General features: G+C 59.6%; 23 protein-coding genes and 2 tRNA genes. 12 read left to right on the forward strand and 13 right to left on the reverse strand.

All coding sequences use genetic code 11. The features are described 5' to 3' along the window. Window positions 1–128: 128 nt before the first annotated feature. The 4 genes from FHU41_RS03685 to FHU41_RS03700 all read right to left on the reverse strand — a co-directional run bounded on the left by FHU41_RS03685 (window position 129) and on the right by FHU41_RS03700 (window position 3,205). On the reverse strand, window positions 129–827 hold the full coding sequence (locus FHU41_RS03685) for an ATP-dependent Clp protease proteolytic subunit (RefSeq protein WP_425503241.1): 699 nt from the start codon (window positions 825–827) through the stop codon (window positions 129–131). 14 nt (window positions 828–841) lie between these two features. Continuing rightward, a complete protein-coding gene (locus FHU41_RS03690; protein WP_179389110.1) occupies window positions 842–1,435 on the reverse strand; it encodes an ATP-dependent Clp protease proteolytic subunit in 594 nt (197 codons plus the stop codon). A gap of 235 nt (window positions 1,436–1,670) precedes the next feature. After that, window positions 1,671–3,080, reverse strand: a complete 1,410-nt coding sequence (tig, locus tag FHU41_RS03695; RefSeq protein WP_179388274.1) for a trigger factor — start codon at window positions 3,078–3,080, stop codon at window positions 1,671–1,673. Window positions 3,081–3,132: 52 nt separating this feature from the next. Next, window positions 3,133–3,205: transfer RNA gene (locus FHU41_RS03700), tRNA-Pro, on the reverse strand. A 190-nt stretch (window positions 3,206–3,395) separates the two neighbouring features. Between FHU41_RS03700 and FHU41_RS03705 the strand changes: the two genes are divergently transcribed. Beyond that, window positions 3,396–3,469: transfer RNA gene (locus tag FHU41_RS03705), tRNA-Gly, on the forward strand. A gap of 122 nt (window positions 3,470–3,591) precedes the next feature. Next, complete coding sequence (locus FHU41_RS03710; protein ID WP_179388275.1) at window positions 3,592–4,872, forward strand: D-alanyl-D-alanine carboxypeptidase family protein; 1,281 nt, start codon at window positions 3,592–3,594, stop codon at window positions 4,870–4,872. An 11-nt stretch (window positions 4,873–4,883) separates the two neighbouring features. On the opposite strand, the gene FHU41_RS03715 is transcribed toward FHU41_RS03710, so the two are convergent. The 4 genes from FHU41_RS03715 to FHU41_RS03730 form a co-directional block, all read right to left on the reverse strand. Beyond that, window positions 4,884–5,753, reverse strand: a complete 870-nt coding sequence (locus FHU41_RS03715) for an Fpg/Nei family DNA glycosylase (protein WP_179388276.1) — start codon at window positions 5,751–5,753, stop codon at window positions 4,884–4,886. Window positions 5,754–5,758: 5 nt separating this feature from the next. After that, window positions 5,759–6,241, reverse strand: coding sequence for a ribose-5-phosphate isomerase (locus FHU41_RS03720; protein ID WP_179388277.1), 483 nt, complete (start codon window positions 6,239–6,241; stop codon window positions 5,759–5,761). Between the two features lie 113 nt (window positions 6,242–6,354). Beyond that, window positions 6,355–7,320, reverse strand: a complete 966-nt coding sequence (locus tag FHU41_RS03725; RefSeq protein ID WP_179388278.1) for a hypothetical protein — start codon at window positions 7,318–7,320, stop codon at window positions 6,355–6,357. Window positions 7,321–7,332: 12 nt separating this feature from the next. Next, window positions 7,333–8,127 carry an aspartate dehydrogenase domain-containing protein gene (locus tag FHU41_RS03730; RefSeq protein ID WP_179388279.1) on the reverse strand — a complete coding sequence of 265 codons (795 nt, stop codon included), beginning with the start codon at window positions 8,125–8,127 and terminating at the stop codon, window positions 7,333–7,335. 94 nt (window positions 8,128–8,221) lie between these two features. Between FHU41_RS03730 and pepN the strand changes: the two genes are divergently transcribed. The 7 genes from pepN (at window position 8,222) to FHU41_RS03765 (ending at window position 18,197) form a co-directional block, all read left to right on the forward strand. Next, the gene (pepN, locus tag FHU41_RS03735; RefSeq protein ID WP_179389111.1) at window positions 8,222–10,771 is read left to right on the forward strand and encodes an aminopeptidase N; all 2,550 of its coding nucleotides are present in this window, start codon (window positions 8,222–8,224) and stop codon (window positions 10,769–10,771) included. A 93-nt stretch (window positions 10,772–10,864) separates the two neighbouring features. After that, entirely contained in the window at window positions 10,865–12,208 is a 1,344-nt protein-coding gene (locus FHU41_RS03740; RefSeq protein WP_179388280.1) for a F390 synthetase-related protein, read from the forward strand. Next, complete coding sequence (locus FHU41_RS03745) at window positions 12,205–14,490, forward strand: GNAT family N-acetyltransferase (RefSeq protein WP_179388281.1); 2,286 nt, start codon at window positions 12,205–12,207, stop codon at window positions 14,488–14,490. The genes FHU41_RS03740 and FHU41_RS03745 overlap by 4 nt, the downstream gene beginning before the upstream one ends. A gap of 4 nt (window positions 14,491–14,494) precedes the next feature. Then, entirely contained in the window at window positions 14,495–15,547 is a 1,053-nt protein-coding gene (locus FHU41_RS03750) for a 3-oxoacyl-ACP synthase III family protein (protein WP_246279420.1), read from the forward strand. Then, window positions 15,544–16,761, forward strand: a complete 1,218-nt coding sequence (locus FHU41_RS03755) for a cytochrome P450 (RefSeq protein ID WP_179388282.1) — start codon at window positions 15,544–15,546, stop codon at window positions 16,759–16,761. The genes FHU41_RS03750 and FHU41_RS03755 overlap by 4 nt, the downstream gene beginning before the upstream one ends. After that, entirely contained in the window at window positions 16,758–17,672 is a 915-nt protein-coding gene (locus FHU41_RS03760) for an NAD-dependent epimerase/dehydratase family protein (protein ID WP_179388283.1), read from the forward strand. The genes FHU41_RS03755 and FHU41_RS03760 overlap by 4 nt, the downstream gene beginning before the upstream one ends. A 57-nt stretch (window positions 17,673–17,729) precedes the next feature. Further along, complete coding sequence (locus tag FHU41_RS03765) at window positions 17,730–18,197, forward strand: OsmC family protein (RefSeq protein WP_179388284.1); 468 nt, start codon at window positions 17,730–17,732, stop codon at window positions 18,195–18,197. 7 nt (window positions 18,198–18,204) lie between these two features. On the opposite strand, the gene FHU41_RS03770 is transcribed toward FHU41_RS03765, so the two are convergent. Next, entirely contained in the window at window positions 18,205–19,197 is a 993-nt protein-coding gene (locus FHU41_RS03770; protein WP_179388285.1) for an NAD-dependent epimerase/dehydratase family protein, read from the reverse strand. A 70-nt stretch (window positions 19,198–19,267) separates the two neighbouring features. Here FHU41_RS03770 and FHU41_RS03775 point away from each other — a divergent pair, with 70 nt between their 5' ends. Continuing rightward, complete coding sequence (locus tag FHU41_RS03775) at window positions 19,268–19,909, forward strand: mechanosensitive ion channel domain-containing protein (protein ID WP_179388286.1); 642 nt, start codon at window positions 19,268–19,270, stop codon at window positions 19,907–19,909. Then, on the forward strand, window positions 19,909–20,376 hold the full coding sequence (locus FHU41_RS03780) for a globin (RefSeq protein WP_425503242.1): 468 nt from the start codon (window positions 19,909–19,911) through the stop codon (window positions 20,374–20,376). The genes FHU41_RS03775 and FHU41_RS03780 overlap by 1 nt, the downstream gene beginning before the upstream one ends. Here the strand turns inward: FHU41_RS03780 and FHU41_RS03785 are convergent. The 3 genes from FHU41_RS03785 to FHU41_RS03795 are packed head-to-tail and all read right to left on the reverse strand — an operon-like array spanning window position 20,305 to window position 22,020. Further along, complete coding sequence (locus FHU41_RS03785) at window positions 20,305–21,366, reverse strand: NAD(P)-dependent alcohol dehydrogenase (RefSeq protein WP_246279421.1); 1,062 nt, start codon at window positions 21,364–21,366, stop codon at window positions 20,305–20,307. The two genes, FHU41_RS03780 and FHU41_RS03785, sit on opposite strands and share 72 nt — an antisense overlap. Further along, window positions 21,350–21,598: a helix-turn-helix transcriptional regulator gene (locus FHU41_RS03790; protein ID WP_179388288.1), complete on the reverse strand. Its 249-nt coding sequence runs from the start codon at window positions 21,596–21,598 to the stop codon at window positions 21,350–21,352. The genes FHU41_RS03785 and FHU41_RS03790 overlap by 17 nt, the downstream gene beginning before the upstream one ends. Beyond that, on the reverse strand, window positions 21,592–22,020 hold the full coding sequence (locus FHU41_RS03795; RefSeq protein ID WP_179388289.1) for a hypothetical protein: 429 nt from the start codon (window positions 22,018–22,020) through the stop codon (window positions 21,592–21,594). Before FHU41_RS03795 ends, FHU41_RS03790 begins: the two co-directional genes overlap by 7 nt. 221 nt (window positions 22,021–22,241) lie before the next feature. Here FHU41_RS03795 and FHU41_RS03800 point away from each other — a divergent pair, with 221 nt between their 5' ends. Further along, window positions 22,242–23,645: an amino acid permease gene (locus FHU41_RS03800; RefSeq protein ID WP_179388290.1), complete on the forward strand. Its 1,404-nt coding sequence runs from the start codon at window positions 22,242–22,244 to the stop codon at window positions 23,643–23,645. A gap of 33 nt (window positions 23,646–23,678) precedes the next feature. On the opposite strand, the gene FHU41_RS03805 is transcribed toward FHU41_RS03800, so the two are convergent. Continuing rightward, on the reverse strand, window positions 23,679–24,326 hold the full coding sequence (locus FHU41_RS03805) for a DUF8185 domain-containing protein (RefSeq protein ID WP_179388291.1): 648 nt from the start codon (window positions 24,324–24,326) through the stop codon (window positions 23,679–23,681). Window positions 24,327–24,376: the final 50 nt, after the last annotated feature.

Genomic DNA, 24,376 nt, shown 5'->3' on the forward strand with positions numbered 1-24,376 from the left:
TCCCTTTCCCAAATACCACTTACAGATTTCCACTCTAGGGCAATTTCCGCCCGATGCTACGTCAAACGCCGGGGCAAGCCATAAATATGGAAAGCCCCGGCGTCCGAGTGCGTAAAACTAGCGTGGAGCTACTTGGTGATTGCTGAGGGCTTGAGCTTGCGGGACTCCAGCACCTGGTCAATCAGGCCGTATTCACGAGCTTCTTCGGCGGTCAGAATCTTGTCCCGCTCGATGTCATTATTGAGCTGCTCTGGAGTGCGTCCGGAGTGCATGGCCAGGGTTTCTTCGAGCCAGGTCCGCATCCGCATCACTTCATTAGCCTGAATTTCCAGGTCCGAGGCTTGACCGCCCTGGCCGCCGGAAAGCGCGGGCTGGTGGATCAACACCCGAGCATTCGGCAAAGCCAAACGCTTACCGGGAGTACCCGCGGCCAGCAGCACGGCGGCCGCGCTGGCAGCTTGGCCCAGGCAAACGGTCTGAATCTCCGGCCGAATGTACTGCATGGTGTCGTAAATTGCGGTCATCGCGGTGAAGGAACCGCCGGGCGAGTTGATGTAGAGGGTGATATCCCGATCCGGATCGGTGGACTCGAGCACCAGCAATTGCGCCATGATGTCATCGGCACTAGCGTCGTCTACCTGCACGCCGAGGAAGATGATCCGATCCTCGAAGAGCTTGGTGTAGGGGTCCTGGCGCTTAAAGCCATAGGGGGTGCGCTCTTCGAACTGGGGCAGCACATAACGTGAGCTCGGCATGTTCTGGGCTACCGAGCCAACATTCTGCGCCCACATGCTGGCAGATCCTGCCGCGGTGAAATTCGTCGTCATGATTCTCTCTACCTTTACTTCGCGTTGGTTCCGCCGCCACCGGCTACTGAACCGGCGTGAGCGCTGATCTTGTCGAAGAAGCCATACTCCAGGGCTTCTTCCGCGGTGAACCACTTATCTCGGTCATTGTCCTTGAGGATCTGCTCAACGGTCTGCCCGGTCTGCTCGGCAGTCAGTTCGGCCATCACCTTCTTCATGTGCAGGATCAACTCGGCCTGGATCTTGATGTCGGAGGCCGTGCCACCGATGCCGCCGGAAGGCTGATGCATCAGGATACGTGCATTCGGTGTGGCGTGACGCTTGCCCTTGGTGCCCGAGGAAAGCAGGAACTGCCCCATCGAGGCGGCCAGACCGGTAGCCACCGTGACCACATCATTCGGAATGAACTGCATGGTGTCGTAAATCGCCATACCCGCGGTCACCGACCCGCCAGGCGAGTTGATGTAGAGGTAAATGTCCTTTTCCTGGTCCTCGGAGGCCAGCAGGAGCAGCTGTGAGCAGATCACATTGGCATTGTCGTCGCGGACTTCCGAACCCAACCAGATGGTGCGCTGCTTGAGCAGGCGGTTGTAGACATAGTCGTCAGCTCCACCGGGCTCAACAGCCATCCTGGGGGCCGTCGATCCGGAAATTACCAGTTCAGTCATGGTTTCTCACTCATCTCAATAGACCTGTATCACTACTTGGACAGTAGCCGTTTCCGGGATCGATATCTTCCGCGAAACAGCGCTGTTCGCTGACGGCGCACCCATGCTGCCCTTGGCAGAATGGCGAACCAAAACAAGATAAAACGCCGCCGCCCTCTTTAGAGGACGACGGCGTTCAAAGGCTTAGTGCCTCAGCTTAGAAACGAGCGGCACCCGGATCGTCACCGGCGGGCCCGACCGGAACATCCTCGGGTCCTTCAGAAGCGCCAGCAACACCAGCAGCCTCGTTCAGTGCAGACTCCAGATCGGGGTCAACGGCAGGCTTGACGAATTCGGAGAGGTCAACTTCGGCGCCCTCGGTATCGGTCACCTTGGCCTGTCCCAATACGGCTGCTAGAGCCTTGCGACGACGTACCTCACCGACGACCAGGGGAACCTGGCCGGACTGGTCGAGCATCTGCGCAAACTGGTTCGGATCCATGCCGTATTGGCCAGCGGAGTTGACGATGTAATCGATCAATTCGGCCTGCGAGACGCTGATCTCTTCCTTGTCCGCCACGGCGTCCAGGATGATTTCGTTCTTGAAGGAACGCTCGGCGTTCTCACGTACCTCGGCGCGGTGCTCTTCGGTATCGTGCTCTTCTTCACCGTGCGCGTTGGCCGGGTTGAAGTGCTGCTCCAGCTGGTCCTCAATGACGGACTCCGGTACCGGAACCTCAATCAGTTCAACCAGCTTCTCCAGCACCTTATCGCGGGCTTCTACGCCCTGCTCGACGACCTTGGACTGGCCAACCTGCTGAGCCAGATCTTCACGCAGTTCGGTGATGGTGTCGAATTCGCTGGCCAGCTGAGCAAAGTCGTCATCCGCCGTCGGCAGCTCTCGGACCTTGACTGCGGTGACCTTGACGGTGACCTGAGCCTCTTCACCGGCGTGCTCGCCGCCCACCAGCTTGGTGTTGAAAATGGCTTCTTCATCTGCGCTCAGACCAGTGATTGCCTCATCCATGCCTTCGAGCATGGTGCCTGCGCCAACCTGGTAGGACAGTCCGGTAGCGGAGTCCACCTCGGCGTCATCAATCTTGGCGGTAATGTCGATGGTGACGAAGTCGTCGTTCTCGGCCGGGCGATCCGCAGGAACCAAGGTTCCGAAGCGGCCGCGCAGCTCGTCGAGAGCCTTGTCCACGTCGTCGTCAGACTTGGTGCTCGGTGCAACCTCGACGGCGATGCCGGAGTAATCGGGCAGCTCCACCTCGGGGCGGACGTCCACCTCGACCTGGAACTTCAATTCACCCTCGGTGGCGCTGGGGTCCGGGACCTCGGTGATTTCCACCTCGGGGCGGGACAGCGGCTTGATACCGGTCTCGGCAACCGCGCTCTGGTACCAGCCGTTGAGACCGTCGTTCACGGCTGTCTCCAGGACGTAGCCGCGGCCAACACGCTGATCGATCAGTCGGTTGGGGACCTTTCCCTTGCGGAAGCCAGGAATCTGGACTTGCTCCGAGATGGTCTTGTAGGCCTCATCGATGCTCGGCTGCAGTTCCGAAAAAGGAACTTCGACGTCGAGTTTGACCCGGGTGGGCGAGAGGTTTTCGACAGCGCTCTTCACTGAGTATTACTCCTGAGATGGATTCGGTTAGGTTGCGTGCTGGTACTACGGGTCGGGGCGACAGGACTCGAACCTGCGGTCTCCTGCTCCCAAAGCAGGCGCGCTAGCCACTACGCTACGCCCCGTGATGCTCGACAAGTCTACGGCCTCAAGCCGTGCTGCGCACATTGAGCACATCTTGGGTGTTCAAATCCGCTCTTTCAGAGCTCCAAAAGAGATCTTTGCAACCACTTTGGTGGCTCTTCGGAAGACCTTGATTTGGGACTCAGCTTGACAGCCTAGCGCCCCAGTATGATGTAGTTATCTCTGGCCCTCGGGGATGTAGCTCAATGGTAGAGCCTCAGTCTTCCAAACTGATTACGCGGGTTCGATTCCCGTCATCCCCTCCAAATTAATCTAGACCCACCTATCTGAGTGGCTCGGCGCTGAAATACCCTCCCCGTATACTTGGAGGCTCGTGCGCGGATTTTTACCGGAAATACTGCCTCCATCGAGCCGTTAGGGAATAGCCATGCGGGTTGTTGTTTCGTTCTTAGTAACCGTTGCTGCCTGCGTAGCCCTACTTATCGGTGCGTCCCCAGCCCTCGCGGCCGGCGCTGGCGAGGCCGCTATTGCACAGGCCTATGCGGCACCCGGTGTCGCCGCTACCTTAGGAGCTCCAGCAACCGCCGTTATCTGCGGACTAAAAAACAGTGGCTGCTACCAAGCCTTCCAAGGCGGATCCATCCACTGGACCTCCACCACCGGAGCCCACCCCACCCAAACCGCCATCCGCACCGCCTGGATCAACACCGGCACCGAAAAGGGATACCTCGGCTACCCCACCACCGACCAAAAATGTGGCCTCAAAAACGGTGGCTGCTACCAAGCCTTCCAAGGCGGATCCATCCACTGGACCTCCACCACCGGAGCCCACCCCACCCAAACCGCCATCCGCACCGCCTGGATCAACACCGGCACCGAAAAGGGATACCTCGGCTACCCCACCACCGACCAAAAATGCGGACTCAAAAACAGTGGCTGCTACCAAGCCTTCCAAGGCGGATCCATCCACTGGACCTCCACCACCGGAGCCCACCCCACCCAAACCGCCATCCGCACCGCCTGGATCAACACCGGCACCGAAAAGGGATACCTCGGCTACCCCACCACCGACCAAAGCTGTAGCAATGGCATCTGCCGTCAAAGCTTTCAGGGAGGCTCCATTACTTGGACCTCTAGCGGCGGCGCGAAGGTCGTTTATGGTGCCGTAGTGGTGAATAAAAAACGCCCGCTAGTCCCGATCGACTATGCGCCCTCGCCCATCCAAACAGTTGGTTCGGTTCAGCTACAGTACAGTGCGGCAGTGGCCGCTCAGTCGATGATCTCAGCCGCTGCCGCAAGTGGAGTTAAGATCACCACGGTCAGCGGATATCGCGACTACTGGACCCAGAAAAGCCTCTATCAGGGCTATGTCCAGCAATACGGACAGGCCGAAGCAGATCTGATTTCTGCCCGGCCTGGCTATAGTGAACACCAAAGCGGCCTGGCTATGGACATCGGGGATACCTCAGGATCTTGCAGTTTGCAATCCTGTTTTGAGAATACTGCCGCCGGAGCCTGGGCACGCAAGAATGCTTGGCGCTATGGATTCATCATCCGTTACCCCAATGGATATACCGGAACTACTGGTTATGCCTATGAACCTTGGCATTTGCGCTATGTCGGGAAGTTCATTGCTACCGATATGACCCAGCAGGGAATTCCCACCCTGGAACAGTATTTTCACCTTCCAGCGGCTCCGAACTACTGACCGCTCCGGCTCTAGTTAGCCCGCTGACAATTCGGGCAGTAGTAGAGCTTTCGGCCCGCGATTTCGCTCAGTTCGACCACTGTTCCGCACTTCAAACACGGCAAACCGTTCCGCTTGTACACATAGTGCAGGGTTTCGTTCCGCTGCCGATCCTCCGGCTCGGTGGTGATAATCCGGCCATCTCGTACTCCTCGTTCTAGGAGTACGACGGCGTCCGCCCAGAGGGTGGTCAGCTCCCCTGTGCTGAGCTTGGTTCCGGGTAACCAGGGATTGAGTCGAGCCCGGAACAACAACTCCGCGCGATAGACGTTCCCTACCCCGGCCAGCACGCTCTGATCCATCAGTAGTGTCGCGATCGGGGTTCCTTTAGCCATCACCGTTTCCCGGAAAACGGCCTCACTCTCCGGCTCAATCGCCAGCGGATCGGGGCCTAGCTTGGCCAATTGGGTGGCAAATTCTGATTCGGTGATGAGTTCGCAAACGCTGGGGCCACGCAGATCGGCCCAGCCATGTTGGGAAACCAGCCGTAGCCGAACCGCGCCCACCGGTGCCGGTGGGCCGCTGTACTCCCCAGCCTCAGCACCCAGTTCCCGCTCCCCGATCCGGCGTGGAGCACCGATGCTGGAGGCACCGCGGAAATTCTCGTCACCACCGAAGTCCCAGGCTCCGTAGAGGCCCAGATGCACACGCAAGGTGAGCTGGTGGTCAAAGTGTAGAAAAAGTTGTTTGCCACGAGCTTCAGCTTGAAGCAGTTCCTGACCAGTTATTCGTTTCGCCCCGGCTGCGAAACGGCCCTGTGGGCTCGCCGCTTCAAGCCGCTGCCCGGCAAAAACATCGTTGAACTGCCGGGCCAGCCGGTGAATGGTGTGTCCTTCAGGCATCGGAACTACTCGGAGATCGCTCCGGTTTCCTCGAAGCTGGCGATCTTAGCGATCCGGCGGATATGGCGTTCCGCCTCGCTAAAAGGTTCGGCCAGGAAGGCTTCTATCAATGCGGCGGCTTCCTCCACAGTGTGCTGACGTCCGCCGACAGCCACCACATTGGCATTATTGTGCTCGCGAGCCAGCTTAGCGGTGTCGAAATTCCAAGCCAGCGCAGCCCGAATCCCCTTCACCTTGTTCGCAGCAATCTGTTCACCATTGCCGGAGCCGCCCAACACGATACCCAGCGCGAAAACGCCGGCTTCGGTATCGGCCATCACTGCTTGCGCCGCATGAATACAGAACACCGGATAGTCATCCTCGGCGTCGTAGCTCTTCGGCCCGTGATCTACTACCTCGTAGCCAAGTCCGGTGAGGTGTTTGATCAGATGAGCGCTGAGCTCCATTCCGGCGTGGTCGGTTCCAATGTGTACACGGGGATTGGTCATAGAGACAAGCCTATCGCGGTGAGTGTGGAGATCTACACGCTAAATGCGCCCCATAAGGTGCAGATCTCCACACTCGATGGCATCGAGAACCTTCGATGACCTTGGTACCGACATCATTCCTGGGAAGCGCGCAGGTACGCGATAAGCTCCGCTACTTGTTCCTCATCCCGAGTACCGATCAACAGTCCGGCTCGGGGGCCAAAATCGAGCCGGAGCGCCGTTCCCTTCCGAACAATGAACTGCCAGTACCCAGCATGCCGCCGCAGGCCCGGCCCACCCTGCTGCCAGGGATCGCTCGGCACAGCCTCCACGGCGTGAAGCTCGGCGAGTCGATACTTCGCGACCGGAAGAAACCCCGCTACTCGTAACACCAGAAAACGTTCTTCCACGGCGCTGCCGTCAATACTCACCCGCACGAAAAGTGATCCCATCAGCAACAGGATCAGCACGGCCAACGCCAAAGCGGCCCAACTCGACACAATCAGTAGCAGCCCACCCAGCAACAAAAGCATCATGGTCAACAAGACAAAGCTGGAGCCGCGGGCATGCACGCCAAAGTCAATCCGTGGCTGCCCGATCAGCGCTGCGTGTTCTTCGGCTAGCGCCAGGTCGTCGCGCGTACCCCAAATCGGTGTGGGCTGATAGACAAACATCATCACCACGCCCAGAGCCACGGCTGCCCCAGCTCCTAGGGCAAAGACGGTGGCGTCGAGGCTGCCGCCTTCGGCACTGGGCAAACCACGTTGTCCCATCAAAAAAGCGGCACCCAGAGAAGCCAATAAAAGACTGATCATCACCGCCAAGCCCATCAGCAAACGGCGTAGCCAGCGCTGAGCCAGTCGAGCGCCGCCGAGCGCCCCGCACATCGACCCGAACACCCCGATGGCAAGGGTCGCAACCAGTACGAAGGCAGGGAAGGTTAGCAGCAGATCCGGATGCGAACCTTGCCAATGCAGACCCAGTGAATCCGGCACGGTCCGCCGCAGCAATAAGGCTATCGCGGCGAAGCAGAAGGCCACCGCCCAAGGAAAACCAATCCCGAAAGCGAGAAATCTATGGTCGAATCGTTGCTCTTTCATGGGTTCAGCCGCTCAGATGAACTTTCCGCTTGGCTCCGCTAGGCGGAGCAGTCCGGCAAGCAGCGAGCGCGCCGTTAGACCGCTGCTACGCGGCTGTTCCGGATCGGGCTGATTCCGGATCTGGAAGCAGTACTCCCCCGCAGCCCCCTCGGCGGTGATCAGATGCTCGGTCAATTCTGCTTGCGGATCGGCAATCAGCCGGACCCTGACCCGTTCAAGGTCTCCGGTAGCTAGGCCGAGGGCGACGGCGACATTGAGGGAGGCGGGAAACTTCGCGATCGCTTCGGCCGGGGTCCCGCTGAAGACCGTCACCGGCCGGACCGATTGGAGCAATTCGCTGCGCTGGCCGGTATCCATCCAATCCTGAATCAGGGCAGCCGGCTTCTTTCGGGTTTCCAAGTTGACGGTTGTAATTCCGCCGCTCGCCGCGGCTGCGGAAATCAAGTCGAGACCGCCGATGGCTCCCGTGGTGGGAAAGGTTCGCCCCGGCCCGGACTCCAGCACGGCCGCCCGAACGAGGGGATCGGCAAAGGCGCCTATGGAAGTAACCAGGAAGGCTTTTCCGGCAGAGATTATTCGAGCCCCGTATTCCCCCACCGCATCAACTCCGGCAGCTTCCACCAGGACCTCAGCGGAATCCAAGGCTTGGTCCAGATCGAGCCGGGACACGCCGTCGCGCTCGCTGCGAGCCGAGAGCGGATGCCTACTAACAATGCCGACCAGCTTCAACTGCGGGTACCCGTTCAGGTGATTCCGCAGGGCCGTGGCGATGGCCCCATCGCCGATCATCGCAAGGTTGAGTGCCATTACTCCAGTCTGTCAGCTTGGTGGAAGAATGGCTCCATATCCACCCGGTGACCATCCGGGAATCTGTTCTGACGAAAGGCACAACATGCCAGGAATGAACCTCAGCCGGGATGAAGCGCGCGCCCGGGCTGAATTGATCAGTGTCGATTCATATCAGGTGCAACTTGACCTGACTCGTGGCCCCAAGGTCTTTGGCTCCACCACCACCGTTCGATTCAGCGCTAGCGCCGGAGCTAGCAGCTTTATCGATGCCATCACGGACACGGTTCACTCGGTGACCCTCAATGGAGTAGAGCTGAATCCCGCCGAGGTCTCTGATGGTGTGTACATCAAGCTGCCCGAACTTGCTGAGCATAATGAGCTCACCGTGGTGGCCGATGCGCTCTACACCAACACGGGCGAGGGCCTGCACCGCTTCGTTGACCCGGTGGATCAGGAGGTCTACCTCTACAGCCAGTTCGAGGTTCCCGACTCCCGGCGGATGTTCGCGGTCTTTGAGCAACCCGATATCAAGGCCACCTTCAGTTTCACGGTCACCGCTCCGGCACATTGGGACGTGGTATCCAATTCGCCCACTCCGGAGCCGGTCGATGATGGTTCCGATGCCGATGGCGGTGCCCGTAAAACCTGGACCTTTGAGCCCACACCCCGGCTCGCTTCTTATGTCACGGCACTTATCGCCGGCCCCTATCAGAGCGTGCGCAGTGAGCTGACCAGTTCGGACGGCCGGGTCATTCCACTCGGCGTTTTCGCGCGCAAATCGCTCATGCAGTACCTGGATGCGGAGAACGTTTTTGCACTGACCCGGCAGGGTTTTGAGTTCTTCGAGCAGCAGTTCGGCACTCCGTACCCCTTCGCGAAGTATGATCAGCTCTTTGTCCCGGAATTCAATGCCGGGGCAATGGAAAACGCCGGTGCGGTGACCTTCTTGGAGAGCTACGTCTTCCGCTCCAAGGTCACCGAGGCGCTTGTTGAGCGCCGGGCGATCACCATTTTGCACGAGCTGGCACATATGTGGTTTGGCGATCTGGTCACCATGCGCTGGTGGAACGACCTCTGGCTCAATGAGTCCTTTGCCGAGTTCATGTCAACCCTCGCGGCAGCCGAAAACACCGAGTTCATCCAAGCCTGGACCACCTTTTCCTCGATGGAAAAGTCCTGGGCCTACCGGCAAGATCAGCTGCCCTCCACGCACCCCATTAAGGCAGAAATCCGCGATCTGGAAGATGTTCAGGTCAATTTCGATGGCATTACCTACGCTAAGGGAGCTTCCGTGCTTCGTCAGCTAGTGGCTTGGGTGGGCCAAGAGGAGTTCATGGCCGGGGTGCGCGCTTACTTCGCCAAGCATTCCTGGGGCAATACCGAGCTGCGCGATCTACTCTCCGAGCTGGAGGTTTCCAGTGGCCGCGATCTGACGGCTTGGTCCGAACTCTGGCTAGAGACTGCGGGGGTGAACACATTACGCGCCGAAATCACCGAAGAAGACGGGTTGATTACCGGTTTCACCATCCTGCAGTCCGCCGTCGCGGAGTATCCAACCATCCGTCCGCACCGCCTAGCGGTCGGCTTCTATGACCTTGATGGCAGTGGGAAGTTGGTTCGCACGCACCGGGAAGAGCTTGATGTTGACGGCGAACGCACCGAGGTTGCCGCACTGATCGGCCGTCCTCGGCCCGCGCTGGTGCTGCTCAACGACGACGACCTGGCCTATGCCAAGATTCGGCTGGATGAGAAGTCTCTGGTCACCGCCACCGCGCATCTGAAGGACTTCGCCGGCTCGCTGCCCCGCACCCTGGTCTGGGCTTCCGCCTGGGATGCCGCCCGCGACGGCGAAACTCCCGCCCGGGCGTACGTGGATCTGGTGTTGTCCAATATCGGCGCGGAGAGTGACTCCTCGGTGGTGTTGGTGCTGCTCCGTCAGTTGCAGACCACTCTGGGGCTCTATGTCGCCCCGGAAGCGCAGCACGAGACCAAGATCGCGGCGGCTGAGGGACTCTGGTCGCTCTTTACCGCGGCCGCTCCGGGCTCGGATTCGCAGTTGCAGTTCGTGAAGGCTTTCGCGCAGCTCGCGCAAAGCGCCGAGCATCTCGATATTGTGGCGGACCTGCTCAGTGGGAGTTACCGGCTGGAGGGCTTGGAGGTCGATCAGGATCTCCGTTGGGAGTTGCGCAGCTCTCTGGTGGCCGGTGGTCGTTTTACTCAGCCCGAGATCGATGCGGAGCTGGAGCGGGATCCAACCCAGACAGGTCAGCTCGCCGCGGCCGGTGCCTCGGCGGCTATTCCGACGGCGGCAGCTAAGCAGTCGGTCTGGGACGCTGTGGTGGTCAGCGGTGAGATGCCCAACGCGACTCAGCGGGCAGCGATCACCGGTTTTGGCCGGGTCCACGATCTGGCCTTACTGAAACCGTTCGTGGCGCAGTATTTCGGTGCCATTCGGAAGATCTGGGCGGAGAAATCCCATGAGATCTCCTCCACCATCGTCACCGGGCTCTACCCTGTGCAGCTGGTTGAGCAGTCCACCCTGGATGCCACCGATGCTTTCCTGGCTGAGTTGGGTGAAGAGACTCCTGCCCTTCGCCGACTCGTGGTGGAAAGCCGCGACGGCGTGGTGCGGGCTTTGAAGGCGCAGGCCGCCGACCACTAAAGTCAGTCCACTAATTGCGGCCAGTTGATCTGCTAGATCAACTGGCCGCAGTTTTACCCTAGTTTCCCGGCGATAAGGCTTTAGACTATTGAAATGACTAGAACCGACAGTCGGGGCACCTCGGGGGCTCGTGCCGCCGTCGTGCCGGTCTCTGATCTGCTGGCTGCCGGCTTCCTGTTCTGCCGTACGCGCTGGGGCTATCGGTTTCGGAACCGCGCAGCTCTGCTGCGGTGGCAGCAACGCCGCCTCGATAAGATGCTGCAAGGGCGTGGGCTGCACTGGCGGGAGTTGCCGGTAATCGACAAGTCGATCGTCTTGGCTGATTTTGAGCGCTACAACTCGCAGGGCGTCAGCCTAGCGGAAGCGCTGGAGCTGGCGAAGGCCTCCGAACGTAGCCGAGATTTCCGGGCGGAGCTGGACGGCCTGACGGTCGGCCTCTCCAGCGGAACCTCTGGCAGACACGGAGTCTTCCTGCTCAGTTCCACCGAACGCTTACTCTGGGCCGGAACCATCCTGGCTAGGGTTCTTGATAGCGCCGCCCTGCGCCAGATCCTCAGCCCCTGGAAACCCGCCCTACGGATAGCCTTCCTGCTGCGCGCCGACAGCAATCTCTACAACACCGTCCGTAGCAGCCGGGTCGCCTTCGATTTTTACGATCTTCTGGAACCGCTGGAAAGCCATTTCGAGAAGCTCAATAGCCGGCAAGCCGAGTTACTGATTGGGCCAGCCTCGGTACTGCGTGCGCTTGCGGAAGCCCAGCTCTCGGGACGGCTCAGCTTGCGTCCGCGGAAGATCCTCTCGGTGGCTGAGGAGCTTGATGAATCCGATGCCGAGTTCTTAGAGCGCTCCTTCGGAGTCCGGCCTGGGCAGGTTTATCAAGCCACCGAGGGGCTGCTGGGTTTCAGCTGCCGACTAGGCACCCTGCATTTGAACGAGCAGCACGTCCATTTCGAACAAGAATGGCTGGATGCGGAGCGCAGCCGCTTTGTGCCAATCATTACCGATTTCACTAGAAGTACCCAGCTCATGCTGCGTTACCGCCTTGACGATGTACTTCGGGTTGCCGAGCACCCCTGCCGCTGCGGCAATCCGGCGCTGGCGCTGGCTGGCGTGGATGGCCGAGCCGATGCGGTGTTGGTCTTTGACGGCGTCAACATCTTCCCCGACGTACTTAGGCGTGCGATGGCACTGGCGAGCACAGAGTTTCAGGACTGGTCGGTGGCACAGTCCGGTAAACGGTTGTTGATTGGCTTGCGCGCGCCTTCTCAAGAAGCCGAGGAACGAGTTCGGGATGAGTTGACGGCCCTCTTCGCCCGTTATCGACTTTCTGTACCAAAACTAGAATTCGGCAGCTGGCAAGCACCAGCCCCAGGAGCCAAATTGCGCCGAATCCAGCTCCTGGCGGCCGACGCCCGGCGAGAGGGCTCTACAGCATGAACACGGTGCTCGTGACCGGAGGTCGGTCCGCGGTGGCCGTCGAGCTGGCGCGGCACTTCTCCGCAGCCGGTTACCGGGTGATTGCCGCCGAGAGTCAGGTCAATCTGCTCGCCGCGAGTAACTTCGTGGATCGGGCTTACCGGGTACCCGCTGCACGGTGGTACCCCAGGGAATTTGGCACCGCCATTCAAGAGATTGCCCTCGAACACGGGGCCGAGCTCGTACTGCCCAGCTGCGAGGAAGTTTTCTGGTTGGCGGAAGTAGCCGCTCGGGATGGGTTCTCGACCTTAGCCGAGCTACTCTTCGCTGCACCCATCGGCACCTTGCGCACCCTGCATCACAAGGCCGAATTCATCTCGCTCTTGCAATCCCTGGGCGAGAAGACACCACGTACTAAGCTCCTTGAGTCGCAACAACAGTTCGCCGCGCTGGATCGGCAAAAACTCGGAAGCGGCGGATTGCGCTCCCCCGCCCTAGTTCTCAAACCAGCCTTTTCTCGCTTCGGCACGAGCGCCGTCGTTATCCCGGAAGGTGAGCCCCTCGACGCTGCTCCCCGAATCACCCACTTGCAGCCCTGGTTGGCTCAAGAATTCCTGGCTGGGGCAGAAATCTGCGTCACGGCGGCATTCCGTTCCGGGCAGTTGAGAGCCGTCTCGGTCTACAACCCCCGCTGGCGGGCCGGTGGCGCGCAATATGGCGCCGGTACCCTCTTCGAGCCCGTGGACCTCGATGAACCCACACATACCGAGGTCACGCGTTTGGTGACCAAGCTCGGCAGCGCCCTGCACTTCACCGGTTTCCTGAGCCTGGATTTGATTGATACTCCGGAGGGTCCGGTGGCCATCGAGTGCAATCCGAGACCCACCAGCGGGATACATCTGTTTTCGGAGAACTTCGCCTCGGCTCTGCTCTCCGACGACAAGCCACTCATCGCTCAAGGTCCCGCCCGACGACTCAGCTTGGCCGCGCTCCCTCAGGCTCTGTGCCATCCACTGCAATGGCAGCGTTCTGCTTCGGTGCTACGCGGGGCAGTGCCGCTCACTCAGCAGCTTCGCGTCGCGGGAAATCTATTAGGTAGCGCCTGGACCCACCACAGCTCCCCGCTGCAAGCCTCCACAGCTGATCTTCAATACGACGGCCTAGCCTCCGTCCCGGCAACCAAGGATGATCATTGCAACTATCCAGCCGAGCCGGAATCTTCCGATGGCTGGGCAGCCAGTGCGCTAGCTACACTGCGTGAGCCCTCTTTGCTGGGTGGCCAAGGAATCGCAAATATTGACGTTGAAATGCGCGGACTGCGCAGTGCCGGACGGCTATTACCTCTCAGCCTGCCGTCGGTCGCCCAGGCTCAGGCTTATGTGGTCTCCCCCTACGCGCATTACATTAGCTTCAGCAAGGTGGAACTCGATGAATTACACTCGCCGCTGCTTGAAGCGGCGTTGCGCCCGGCGATCGACCTGCTGGGCACTCTACTGCGCTGGGGCAGAGTGGATCAGGCCGCACTAGTCAATAATGCGCTGATCTCGACGAATCTGCACCCGCAGTTTAGTTGCGGAGAGCTTGCCGAGCTGACCGGAGTAGTGCGTCAAGCGCATCCCTCACTTGCGGTGGCCTGGCGGAGCGTGCACGGCAGGGATAGCGCCTTCCCCGAGCAGCTCAGATCACTCGGCTATCGGCTAATTCCGGCTCGCAGCGTGCTTTTTATACCAACCGAAAATCGAACCTTCGAAAAACGTCGGGACTATCGGCGCGACCAAGCCCTCTTTGCGGCCAGTGGCTATCACGTCCGAGAGCTGACCGAGCCAGATCCGGCGCAATGTCAGCGGCTAGCCGAGTTGTATCGAATGCTGTACATCGACAAATATTCCGAGCACAACCCTCAGTACGAACCAGCATTTATTGCGGCCAGCGCCGCTAACGGAATGTTGCGCTTCCTCGCCCTAGAGCGCGATGGCCAGCTTGATGCGGTGATCGGCTATTACCTCGCCGAAGGGTATTTGACGGCACCCTTTGTTGGCTATGATCTGGGCAAAGAACAGCACCTTGGTCTCTATCGAATGCTGAATCTGCTGATCATCGAGACTGCCTGGGAACACGGTGTCACGGTGCATGCCTCCTCCGGTGTGCCGGATTTCAAGAAGTCTCGCGGTGCCGAATCAGAGTTGGAGTACACCGCCGTCTATACCCGGCATCTTCCGTTTCGTCAGAGACTAGCCTGGGCGGCCCTGGATGTTATTATAAATTCGATAGCGCAACCGTTGATCAAAAGATTTGGGCTGTGAGGAAATGATGAGTTGCACCCACCGGATCGCCTCGAAGATCGCCGCAGTTGGCAGCTACCTGCCCGAAACTACTCGCAGCACCGAGGAAACGGAACAGCGGCTGCTGGAGCGCAATCCCGGGCTAAACCTGCCACTCGGTCTGATTCATCGACTGACCGGGGTCCGCCGAGTTCATCTGCGCCCCGATGGATGGCAGACCTCGGACCTGGCGGTGGCCGCCGCCCGGGACGCCCTATCTGGCCGGGATGAGGCGATTGAGTTATTAATTTTTGCCTCCGCCAGCCAGGATCTAATTGAACCCGCTACCAGCCATATTGTCGCCGCTAAGCTCGGGCTCAGCTGCCCGGTAATGGATGTCAAAAATGCCTGCAATTCGGTGCTCAATGCGCTCCAGGTTGCCGATGCGCTAATCCGCACGGGTCAATACGGCCGAGTACTCATCGTCAGCGGTGAACAGCCCAGTCATGCGGTGCGCTGGGATCTGGAGAGCAAGGAACAGTTCCTGCGTTCCTTCCCCGGCTACACCATGAGCGACGGCGGCGCGGCAGTTATTTTGGAACGCACCGAGCTGCCGGCGCAACAGGATGGGCAGGCCAGCCCACCGATGACCCCACACCTGCTAGGAGGTCACTTTGTGGCCGAATCAAAACACTGGCAGGTTGGCACTCTGGGAACCGGAGGGTCAATGGATCCGCATGCCGCGCACGGCAGCTATTTCGATATGGACGGCGCAGCACTGCGCCAGGCTTTTCTGGATCTGGGGCCTGAGCCGGTGGCAAAGGGCCTACGGACCCTCGGGGTGGAGCTGGCGCAGCTTGATTTGCTGGCCATCCATCAGGTGGCTGCCCCGATGCTCGCACCGATCATGGAAACCCTGGGGATCTCCACCGCGCGTTGTGTGGATACCGTGGCCGAGCACGGCAATCTAGCCTCTGTGACCTTGCCACTGCAGCTTCAACTTGGCTGGAAGTCAGGGCAGCTACAGCCGGGCAGCCTGGTCGGGATGATCGGCTTGGCTGGTGGCATCTCACTGGGGTTGATGGTGGCTCGGCTATGACCCCCTCAGCCCGGGGACCCGCCGTCGAACGCTCTGCCTCAAACTCAGCCCGACTCGCAGCTCGCTGGGAGTCGCGAGTGCAGCGCTCCGCGCATCCCTTGGTTTATCCTGCGCTACGGGCCGTTCCCGGCCCGCTTTTGCGGGTGCCCGGGCTCGGAGTGCTGGTGCGGGACCCCGAGTTGGTCCGCGAAGCTCTGATGCGACCGGAGGTATTCGCCAAGAACGGTCCCGGCACCTCCTCCGATCTCTGGACTCCTGTTCTGGGTGAGAAGGTTCTGCTAAACATGTCTGGGCAAGACCATCAGCTCTTGCGACGCAAGTTATCGCCGCTTTTTACCCCGGGTTTTGTTGATGTGTTGAGCCGTAAATCGCTGAGTTCCCCGCTCGCTGAGTTGGGTGAAAAACTCGCCTCCGGGGAACCCGTAGACCTAGTGCAACAGGCGCATTTGTTCTCTTCCGTGGTGATCTCACAGTTGGTGGGCCTTCCCGCCGAGCAGATCCACAACGATCGGCTCTATCAGAGCATTCATGAGATCAGCGGCACCGTCAGCCTGCGCAAACTGAGCCTGGCCGAAGGAGAAGTTATCGCCGCCCGGCGCATTATGGGCGATTTGAGTGAGCACGCCACCTTGGCCTATCGAAACGGTGATCCCGATACTGTGCCCGGCAGAATGCGTGAACTCGGACTTAGCGAGGAAGAGGCACTCGGTGCGGTGGGAGCCTTTGCGCTGACCGGAACCGAGACGCTCACCGCCTATCTTCCCCGGCTGATCGCCTTGCTGATCGACTCTGGCTGGCTGCCCCGCCTGGCCCGGGATCGATCCCTGCTGGAGCCTGCCATCGCTGAAGGTCTCCGAGTGACCACTCCGGTCTTGGTGATGCTGCGCCGGGTCCGGACGGCGGCTCAGCTCGGTAAGCATCATTTCGACGCCGGAGAGCGGCTAATCTTGCTGGGTTTTCGGATCAATCACGCCGCCGGGCGCTTCAATCCAGTGGCGAATCCCTCCGCCAAACTCAAGCAGCTCTGGTTTGGCGCTGGTGCGCACTTCTGTCTGGGGGCACCGCTGGCGATGGCACAGATCCGCTTGGTGCTGGAAACCCTGCTGGATGTTGCGGAGGAACTGGGACCCGAATCAACGCTGCGGATCCGTTCCCGGCAAACCGCCAGGAAAGTGCTCATTCCGGCGTATCGGCAACTGCGGGTCAGCCGATGAAGATCCTGGTCACCGGCGCCAGTGGGTTTGTCGGCTCCGCGATTGCCACCGCGTTGAGTGCAGAGGGACACCGGGTGATCGGCACCGGCCGGAGCACCCCGGGCTGGATAGCACCCCCTGGTTCAAGCTATGTGTATTGGGACCTATTTTCCGAGCCGCCTAAGGTGAGCCCTGACGCCGTCGTACATTGCGCAGCCTTAGTCTCCGACCAGATGGCTCTGGCAGCGGCACTCCGCGCCAATCGGGACGGCACCTTAGCGGTGCGCCGCAGCTTCCCGGATGCCCAAATGATCCATATCTCTTCCTCCAGCGTTTACGACTCCTTCCGCTCGCATCACTTCACCCCGGAGTCGGAAGGACCAGGGCGTAACTTGGCGGGAGCCTATGCCCGGTCCAAGGCGAGTGCGGAACTAGTCTTGGGGCCGTTCCCGGAAACCGTTATTCTGCGCCCACATGCGGTTTATGGTCCGGGCGACCGCACCCTCCTGCCCCGAATAGAAGCCGCCCTGCGGGGGAATGTTTTGTTACTACCCAATGGCGGAAGGGCACGGCACTCACTGACACATATCGACAATCTAATTGCCGCTGTGCGCTGCGCGCTCTTCGGCTCGGTATCCGGAAGTTTCAATATCACCGATGCGGAGCCGGTCCAACTGGCTGAAGCAATGATTGACTTACTAGCCCGACGTCGGCGACGCATCACGGTCAGAAGCGTGCCCTACCGCCTCGCTCAAGGACTTGGAGGTGCGGCCGAAGCAATGGGCGCCATCCTGGGCCCTCGGGAAGGCTCGCTGAGTCGCTATGCGGTGGCCCAACTCGCTTTCGAACACAGCTATCAACTGAGTGCCGCCAAGCAGCAACTGGGTTATCGTCCCAAACCGACTAGCTTTCTCGGAGCGGAACACTGGTAGGCCTGTCCATCGCCGGATCAGGGTCAGGATCAGAGTCGGGGTCGGTAGGATTTGAGCATGAGCCTGATGGAACATCACTACGCCCTGCGCACTGAATGGACCGGAAACCGTGGAAGCGGCACCTCCGGTTATCGGGACTATGGGCGCGATCATCTGATCCGCTCGCTGGGCGTGCCGGATCTTTTCGGTTCGGCAGACGCAACCTTTCACGGCGATAAGGACCGCTGGAACCCGGAACTGCTGCTGCTGAGCGCGCTGAGTGAGTGCCATATGCTCTCCTACTTGCACGTGGCAGTGAACCACGGCGTGGTGGTTACCGGCTATACCGACGAGGCTCAGGGAACCATGATCCTCAATTCCGACGGCAGCGGTCAGTTCAGTTCCGTTCTGCTACGGCCGCGGATCGAACTGGCTGATCCGGCTCAGGCCGAGCTGGCTCTGAGCCTGCACCATGAAGCTTCGCAGAAGTGCTTCATTGCCCGGAGCGTCAATTTCCCGGTGGAGCACGAACCGAGCATTGGCTAACCACACCTCAGCGCTTTAGAGCCTCAATCAGTGCGGTTTCCCGGCCTGCGCTTAAACCGGCGCGGCGCTCGCGGTCGAGGCCGCGGGAACGTTCATCGGCAAGAACTGCCTCAAGTGTTTCATCGAAGGGACGTAGCCTAAGCCCGGCCTGCCGCGCAGCTGCACCGTCGCGCTGCATCATGCCCTGGGCATCTGTCGGAAGCCACAGCGGCAAGGAATCGGGCCCAGCCCAATAGTTCACGCCTTGATCCAGCAGCCAATCAGGGGCTGCGAGCGCTATCTCGCCTCGGTGTCCTGTAAGTTCGACGGCGGCACCCAGCAGAGTCTGGAATGGCACCTTTGGCCCTACCGCATCGAAGATTCCGGTCAGTCCAGACTCAAGGCTGTCAAGTAACCAGCTCGCCAGGTCGCGGGAGTCAATCACCTGAGTAAGAGCCCCCGGCAGGTCCGGTACCAGGACGGGCTCATTGTCTCTGGCGAAGCGCGCCGGCCAGTAACCGTAACGATCACTGGGATCGCCAGGACCGCAGATCAGGCCTGGTCTGGCGATGAGCACTTCGCCTGCCAGGGCGGAACGCAGGATGGTCTCACACGCTACCTTTGCCTCGCCGTAGTGTTCGAGAAGGTCCTGACCTTCGACCCATTCGGGCAGCAACTCCTTGCTTTCGTCACCACCCGGCACGGCATGATCGGCATAGACCGATACGGTCGAAACGAAGGTCCAATGGGACACCCGATCTTGTAGAGCCGCAATCGCGGCGCTGACCTGGGTTGGCACCCGGGAGACATCTATTGCAGCATCCCAGTGCGCCGTCGGATCCTGAAGTAGTTCCTGATAGGCGGCCTCGCCGTCGTCCCGGTTCGCGGTGTACAGCGCAACTCCTGCGGGGGTCGGGTGGGTACCCCTGGCGAGAGCGGTGACCCGATGGCCGCGTTTCACCGCCAGCTTGGCAAGAGTGCGGGAGAGAAACATCGTTCCGCCCAGGATCAGAATGCGCATGCAGCAAGCCTAGCTGCGAGAATAGAAGCCAAGGAACATTCATTCTGCTAAGAGAGGAGCGCTCAGCGAAGTGCTCTGGACAGACGACCCCGTACTCGTAACCTGGATAAGCTCCGCCATCAGTGTGCTCTTCGGATTGCTGGTCTGGTTAGTCGGACGCTTTGTGATCACCCGATTAGTTCGCCGGGTTCGCGAGGGAAACACTATTTTCCACAAGCCCGGGCTGCGATGGGCTCAACCAGTACTCCGGCCCTTGGACTCGGAGCGAAGGGTGCAACGCGCCGAAACAGTGGGCTCCATTCTCTCCTCGCTGCTAAGCGTCGTAGTAGTCATCATCGTGATCGTCTATATTCTGATCGCTTTCCACGTCAATGTCGGGCCGCTGCTGGCTAGCCTGGGCATTGTCGGCGTCGCGGTAGGCTTTGGCTGTCAGCAGCTGATCCGGGACTTCCTAGCTGGAATTTTCATCACCATCGAAGATCAATACGGGATCGGTGACGTGATCGAAACCTCCGAGGTGGTGGGCACCGTGGAGTCGGTAGGCTTACGGATTACCAGGGTCCGGGCCGAGGACGGCGCCATCTGGTACTTACGCAACGGCGAGATCCTGCGCGTCGGCAATCGTTCGCAGGGTGACTATCGAGACCCTGATCAAGATCCGGTGGCGGAAGAGAAACCCGATCATCCGCAAAGCCAACGGGCAGGAGACTAATGATGAGTGAAGAAACCGGCACTCCTATCCCCTCTCGGTTCGGCGAGCCGCTAGCCAAGCTGGTGCCCGTGGGCGGATTCCAAGCGCCACCGGATAATTTCTACGAAGCTGTTGGCGGACACGAGACCTTTGCCGCTTTGGTTCACGAGTTTTATCTGCGAGTGGCGAAGGATGATTTGATCCGGCCAATGTACCCCGAGCAGGATCTTGGCCCGGCCGAACGCCGCCTGCTGCTGTTCCTAGAGCAGTATTGGGGTGGACCACGAACTTATCTGGAGGAACGCGGGCACCCCCGGTTACGAATGCGGCATGCTCCCTTTACCGTCACTCCCCGCGCTCGCGATCGGTGGCTGGAGCTGATGCGGGAAGCTTTGAACACCCTGGAGCTGCCCCCGCTACAGGATGCCACGCTCTGGGATTACCTCGACCGTGCGGCTCATTCCATGGTTAACTCCGCGGACGACTGAGACCACAACCTTTCCCAGTGTTCTTCCCTCGGCAAGGTGACGAACAGCCTCGGAAGCTTCCGCTAAGGGATAGCTGCGCTCCACGCTTGGCACTATCGCGCCATTTTCCACCAGTTCGCTGATCGCCTGCAGGGCCGGTTCGGTATTGAAGGCTATAAGTCCGGTCAGCCGTTGGCTCAGCCAGGGCGAGAGCAGGGCTGCCCGCAGGGAGCGGCCAATACCGCCGGTCAGGTTGCCACCACTTTCCGTCCCGACAATCACAAGTGTTCCGCTCGACTTCAACGCACGTCTGAGTTCGGAGAGCGAGCGACCACCCGCAATGTCCAAAATCAGGTCGTAGCCAGCGGCTTCGCCAATATTCTGTTGCGTGTAGTCGATCACCGACTCGGCGCCCAGCGAGCGAACCAATTCAAGACCCCGAGTGCTGCACACTCCGGTTACCTGCGCACCGGCAGCGGTGGCGATCTGCACAGCAAGGCTACCGACGCCGCCGGAGGCACCAATAATCAATACGCTCTGACCGGAGACCAATTTCCCGGCATCACGGAGTGCTTTGAGCGCGGTCACCCCTGAGGTAGGAAGCGCTGCGGCTTGGTCGAAGGTCAGTTTTGCTGGCATCAGAGCGAGCAATGGCGCTTTGCTAACCGCATATTCGGCGAACGATCCGCGGCAGGTACCGAACACGACGTCTCCGACGTTGAATTTGGTGACTTCCGTCCCCACCGCCTCAACAATGCCGGCCACATCATGCCCAGGGATCGTGACCTTGGGCCGTCGCAGGCCATAGCCAAAGATCCGAAGCAGATAGGGTTTCCCCTCCATAAGGTGCCAGGTTCCCCGATCCACCCCCGCGGCGTGCACCTTGATGAGCACCTCATCGGGTTGCGGTGTCGGTTTTTTGACCGCGCGGAATTCCAGCACCTCCGCTGAACCATAGCGTTCTTGGATGATCGCCTGCATTATGCCCGATTCATCAGTTACCTTGCTCATGCTTTCGCTCCTCATTGGGATACTGGTCATCGGGATACTGAAAAACCTCGTCAAGCGGTCTGTCGAAAACTCGAGCTATTTGAAAAGCCACCTCCAAGGAAGGGGAATATCGTCCCTGCTCAATCGCGATCACGGTCTGCCTGGTGACGCCGATCCGTGCGGCTAATTCTGCCTGGGTCAGTTCACCCCGTAACTTGCGGATTGAATTGGTAATCCGCGTCGGTTTCACCATGTTTGAAAGCCCCTGCGATAGGCAAAAATCTTTGCAGTCGAACTCAGGATCGCGGAAAGCACGAAGGCCAAGTAAAGCAGGTTGGCAATCCAGAAATAGCCGAGTTCGAAAATCGCCAGCAGCAATGCACCTACTCCCCCGATCACCAGGAAAGCTTGCCCTATGTAGTCGCCGAACCTGCCGATTTCACGATCTCGTTGGTCCTTCGTTCCGCTGTCCTGCGGAGAGAAGATTCCAACCAGGATCTGGACCAGGATGGAGAGCAAAATAGAACCCCCAATCGTCCAGAACATCGCTGGCGCATAAGAAATCTCCGTGAGCGGTGTATTGGTGGACATCGAAAGTACGATGACCAAATAGCTGAGATAGCTAACTAAGGCAAGGATTCCGAGAGTCCAGGCATTCTTCTCTTGATACGGCACGATGGCTCCCCGAGCAATTCTGCAATGTCAAATAATATTGACATTTGAAGGCTACGCTCTTATGTACCTTAATGTAAAGAAAATTTTACTTCTTAATGATATTGCCCCACAGATTCCGAACCGGATAGCCTCACGCCTATACGATGAAGGACGAATCTGGGCCGGACCCATCTCGATCGGATGCTCGCAGCAGGCGTGCATCCAGCTCCCAGGAGGAACCGATGCAAACCGAGCAGCAGCTCTCCAAATCACTCAAACCGCGACATCTATCCATGATCGCCATCGCCGGAGTTATCGGTGCTGGCTTGTTTGTGGGTTCGGGGGTAGCAATCCAGCAAGCCGGTCCCGGCATTCTCTTGGCCTATCTGGCAGCAGGCCTGGTGGTAATCCTGGTAATGCGCATGCTCGGCGAAATGGCAGCAGCCAACCCGGAGACCGGATCGTTCTCCACCTACGCGGATAAGGCACTTGGCCGCTGGGCGGGTTTCAGCATCGGCTGGTTGTACGCCTGGTTCTGGATTATCGTCCTTGGCATTGAGGCCACCGCCGGTGCCGCAATTATGCACCGCTGGATTCCCGGCGTCGATCAGTGGCTATGGGCCTTGGCTCTGATGGTTTTGTTGACGCTGACAAATCTCGGCTCGGTGAAGTCCTATGGGGAGTTTGAGTTCTGGTTTGCTTCAATCAAGGTCGCAGCGATCGTTTTGTTCCTGCTCGCCGGGATAGCCGCAATCCTCGGACTCATTCCGGGCGTTCCGGCACCTGGTCTGAGCAACCTTCTAGACCAAGGTGGTTTTCTGCCCAACGGTCCTGGAGCCGTCTTGGCCGGTATTCTGGTCGTCGTCTTTTCGTTTTTTGGCGCGGAAATCGCCACCATTGCTGCTGGCGAGTCGGCAAACCCGGTAGACGCCGTCAAGAAAGCCGTTAAGTCGACGGTCTGGCGCATTTTGATTTTCTACGTTGGCTCCATTGCCGTTGTGGTCACCCTGCTTCCTTGGAACAGCGCGAGCGTGGCGAAAAGTCCTTATGTGGCCGTCATTGAGTTATACGGCATTCCGGGAGCCGGCACCATCATGGACATCGTTGTCCTCACCTCGGTGCTGTCCTGCCTGAACTCCGGGCTCTACACCGCCAGTCGAATGCTTTTCTCCCTTTCTCAGCGCGGCGACGCGCCGAAATCCTGGACCAGGATTTCCAAGCGGGGTGTCCCAGCCGCCGCCGTCCTAGCCTCAACAGTGGTTGGTTTCATCACCGTTGGCTTGAACTATCTGGCTCCGGACACCGTGTTCTTGTTCCTAGTGAATACCTCGGGTGCCATTGCGCTGTTCGTCTGGCTCGTCATCTCAATTTCCCAACTAATCCTGCGCCGTCGCCTGGGTGCTGCAGCTCAAAACCTGAGCCTGAAGATGTGGTTTTTTCCCTATCTCACTTGGCTTGCGATCATCAGTATCGTGGCCCTTCTGATCGGAATGATGATCCTGGACTCAACCCGGGAATCGCTACTACTCTCCGTTGCCCTAGCTGCCGTCGTGGTGGCTGTGGGCGTCTGGAGGTATCGCAAGAGAGCTGTTGTTCCTACTGACGGCTCGGTAGCGGAGCCCGAAGAGGCCGAAACCCTGGCTTAAATTCCTTCGGATTGCGTATCTTGGACTGGTTGCTCAAAGCTTGGCTGGTGGGCGAATCAAAACATGCCCCAGGCTGCTACTCAACCGACTCCAACGCCCCGAGCGGTGAATACTAATCCGTTCCGCTGGCTGCCAGAAACCGAGGGCATAGCCGGCAAAAGCCGCTCCAGCAGGTAATCCGGCATGCTGCTCCATGGCTCGGCCCCAGACCGCGGCGCGCGCATTGTTGACGATCAGAGCGCCTGGATTCACCGGAATAATTTGGGCTATCTCCCGGACACCTTCCTTAGCAACATCAATCAATGCGGCGCCCTCAACCTCACCGAGCAGTACCCAGTCTGCACGAGGGGCGCTCAGAGCTGCCCAGGACTCGTTGACCGTCATCGGCGGAATGGCCAGCTCGGTCTCGCTCTCCCCCATTCGCGCCAATCGATCCGCCACAGCAGCCAAGGGAACGGTCTGGTCGAGCAGCTCTGGCTCAGCCAGGGGCATGGTGCGTAGGCCCAAAATGGTGGGGGTTCCTTCGCCAAGCAGTCGCGGACGCATCGAGCAAACCCAAGCCGCTAGAACGGTTTCGGAGGCTTGAAATCTAATGGCTCCGTCATCGGCAGCCCGGGCGCGGCTAACGAAGGTTCGGAGATCCGCGACCGTTTGAGGGTCGGCAAGGCGAAGACTGCTCATGCCTCATCTTCGCAAAGGCGGGCGATAGGCCCAAAAAGTGTGTTGCAGAA

Source organism: Psychromicrobium silvestre, from assembly GCF_013408295.1.
GTDB lineage: Bacteria > Actinomycetota > Actinomycetes > Actinomycetales > Micrococcaceae > Renibacterium > Renibacterium silvestre.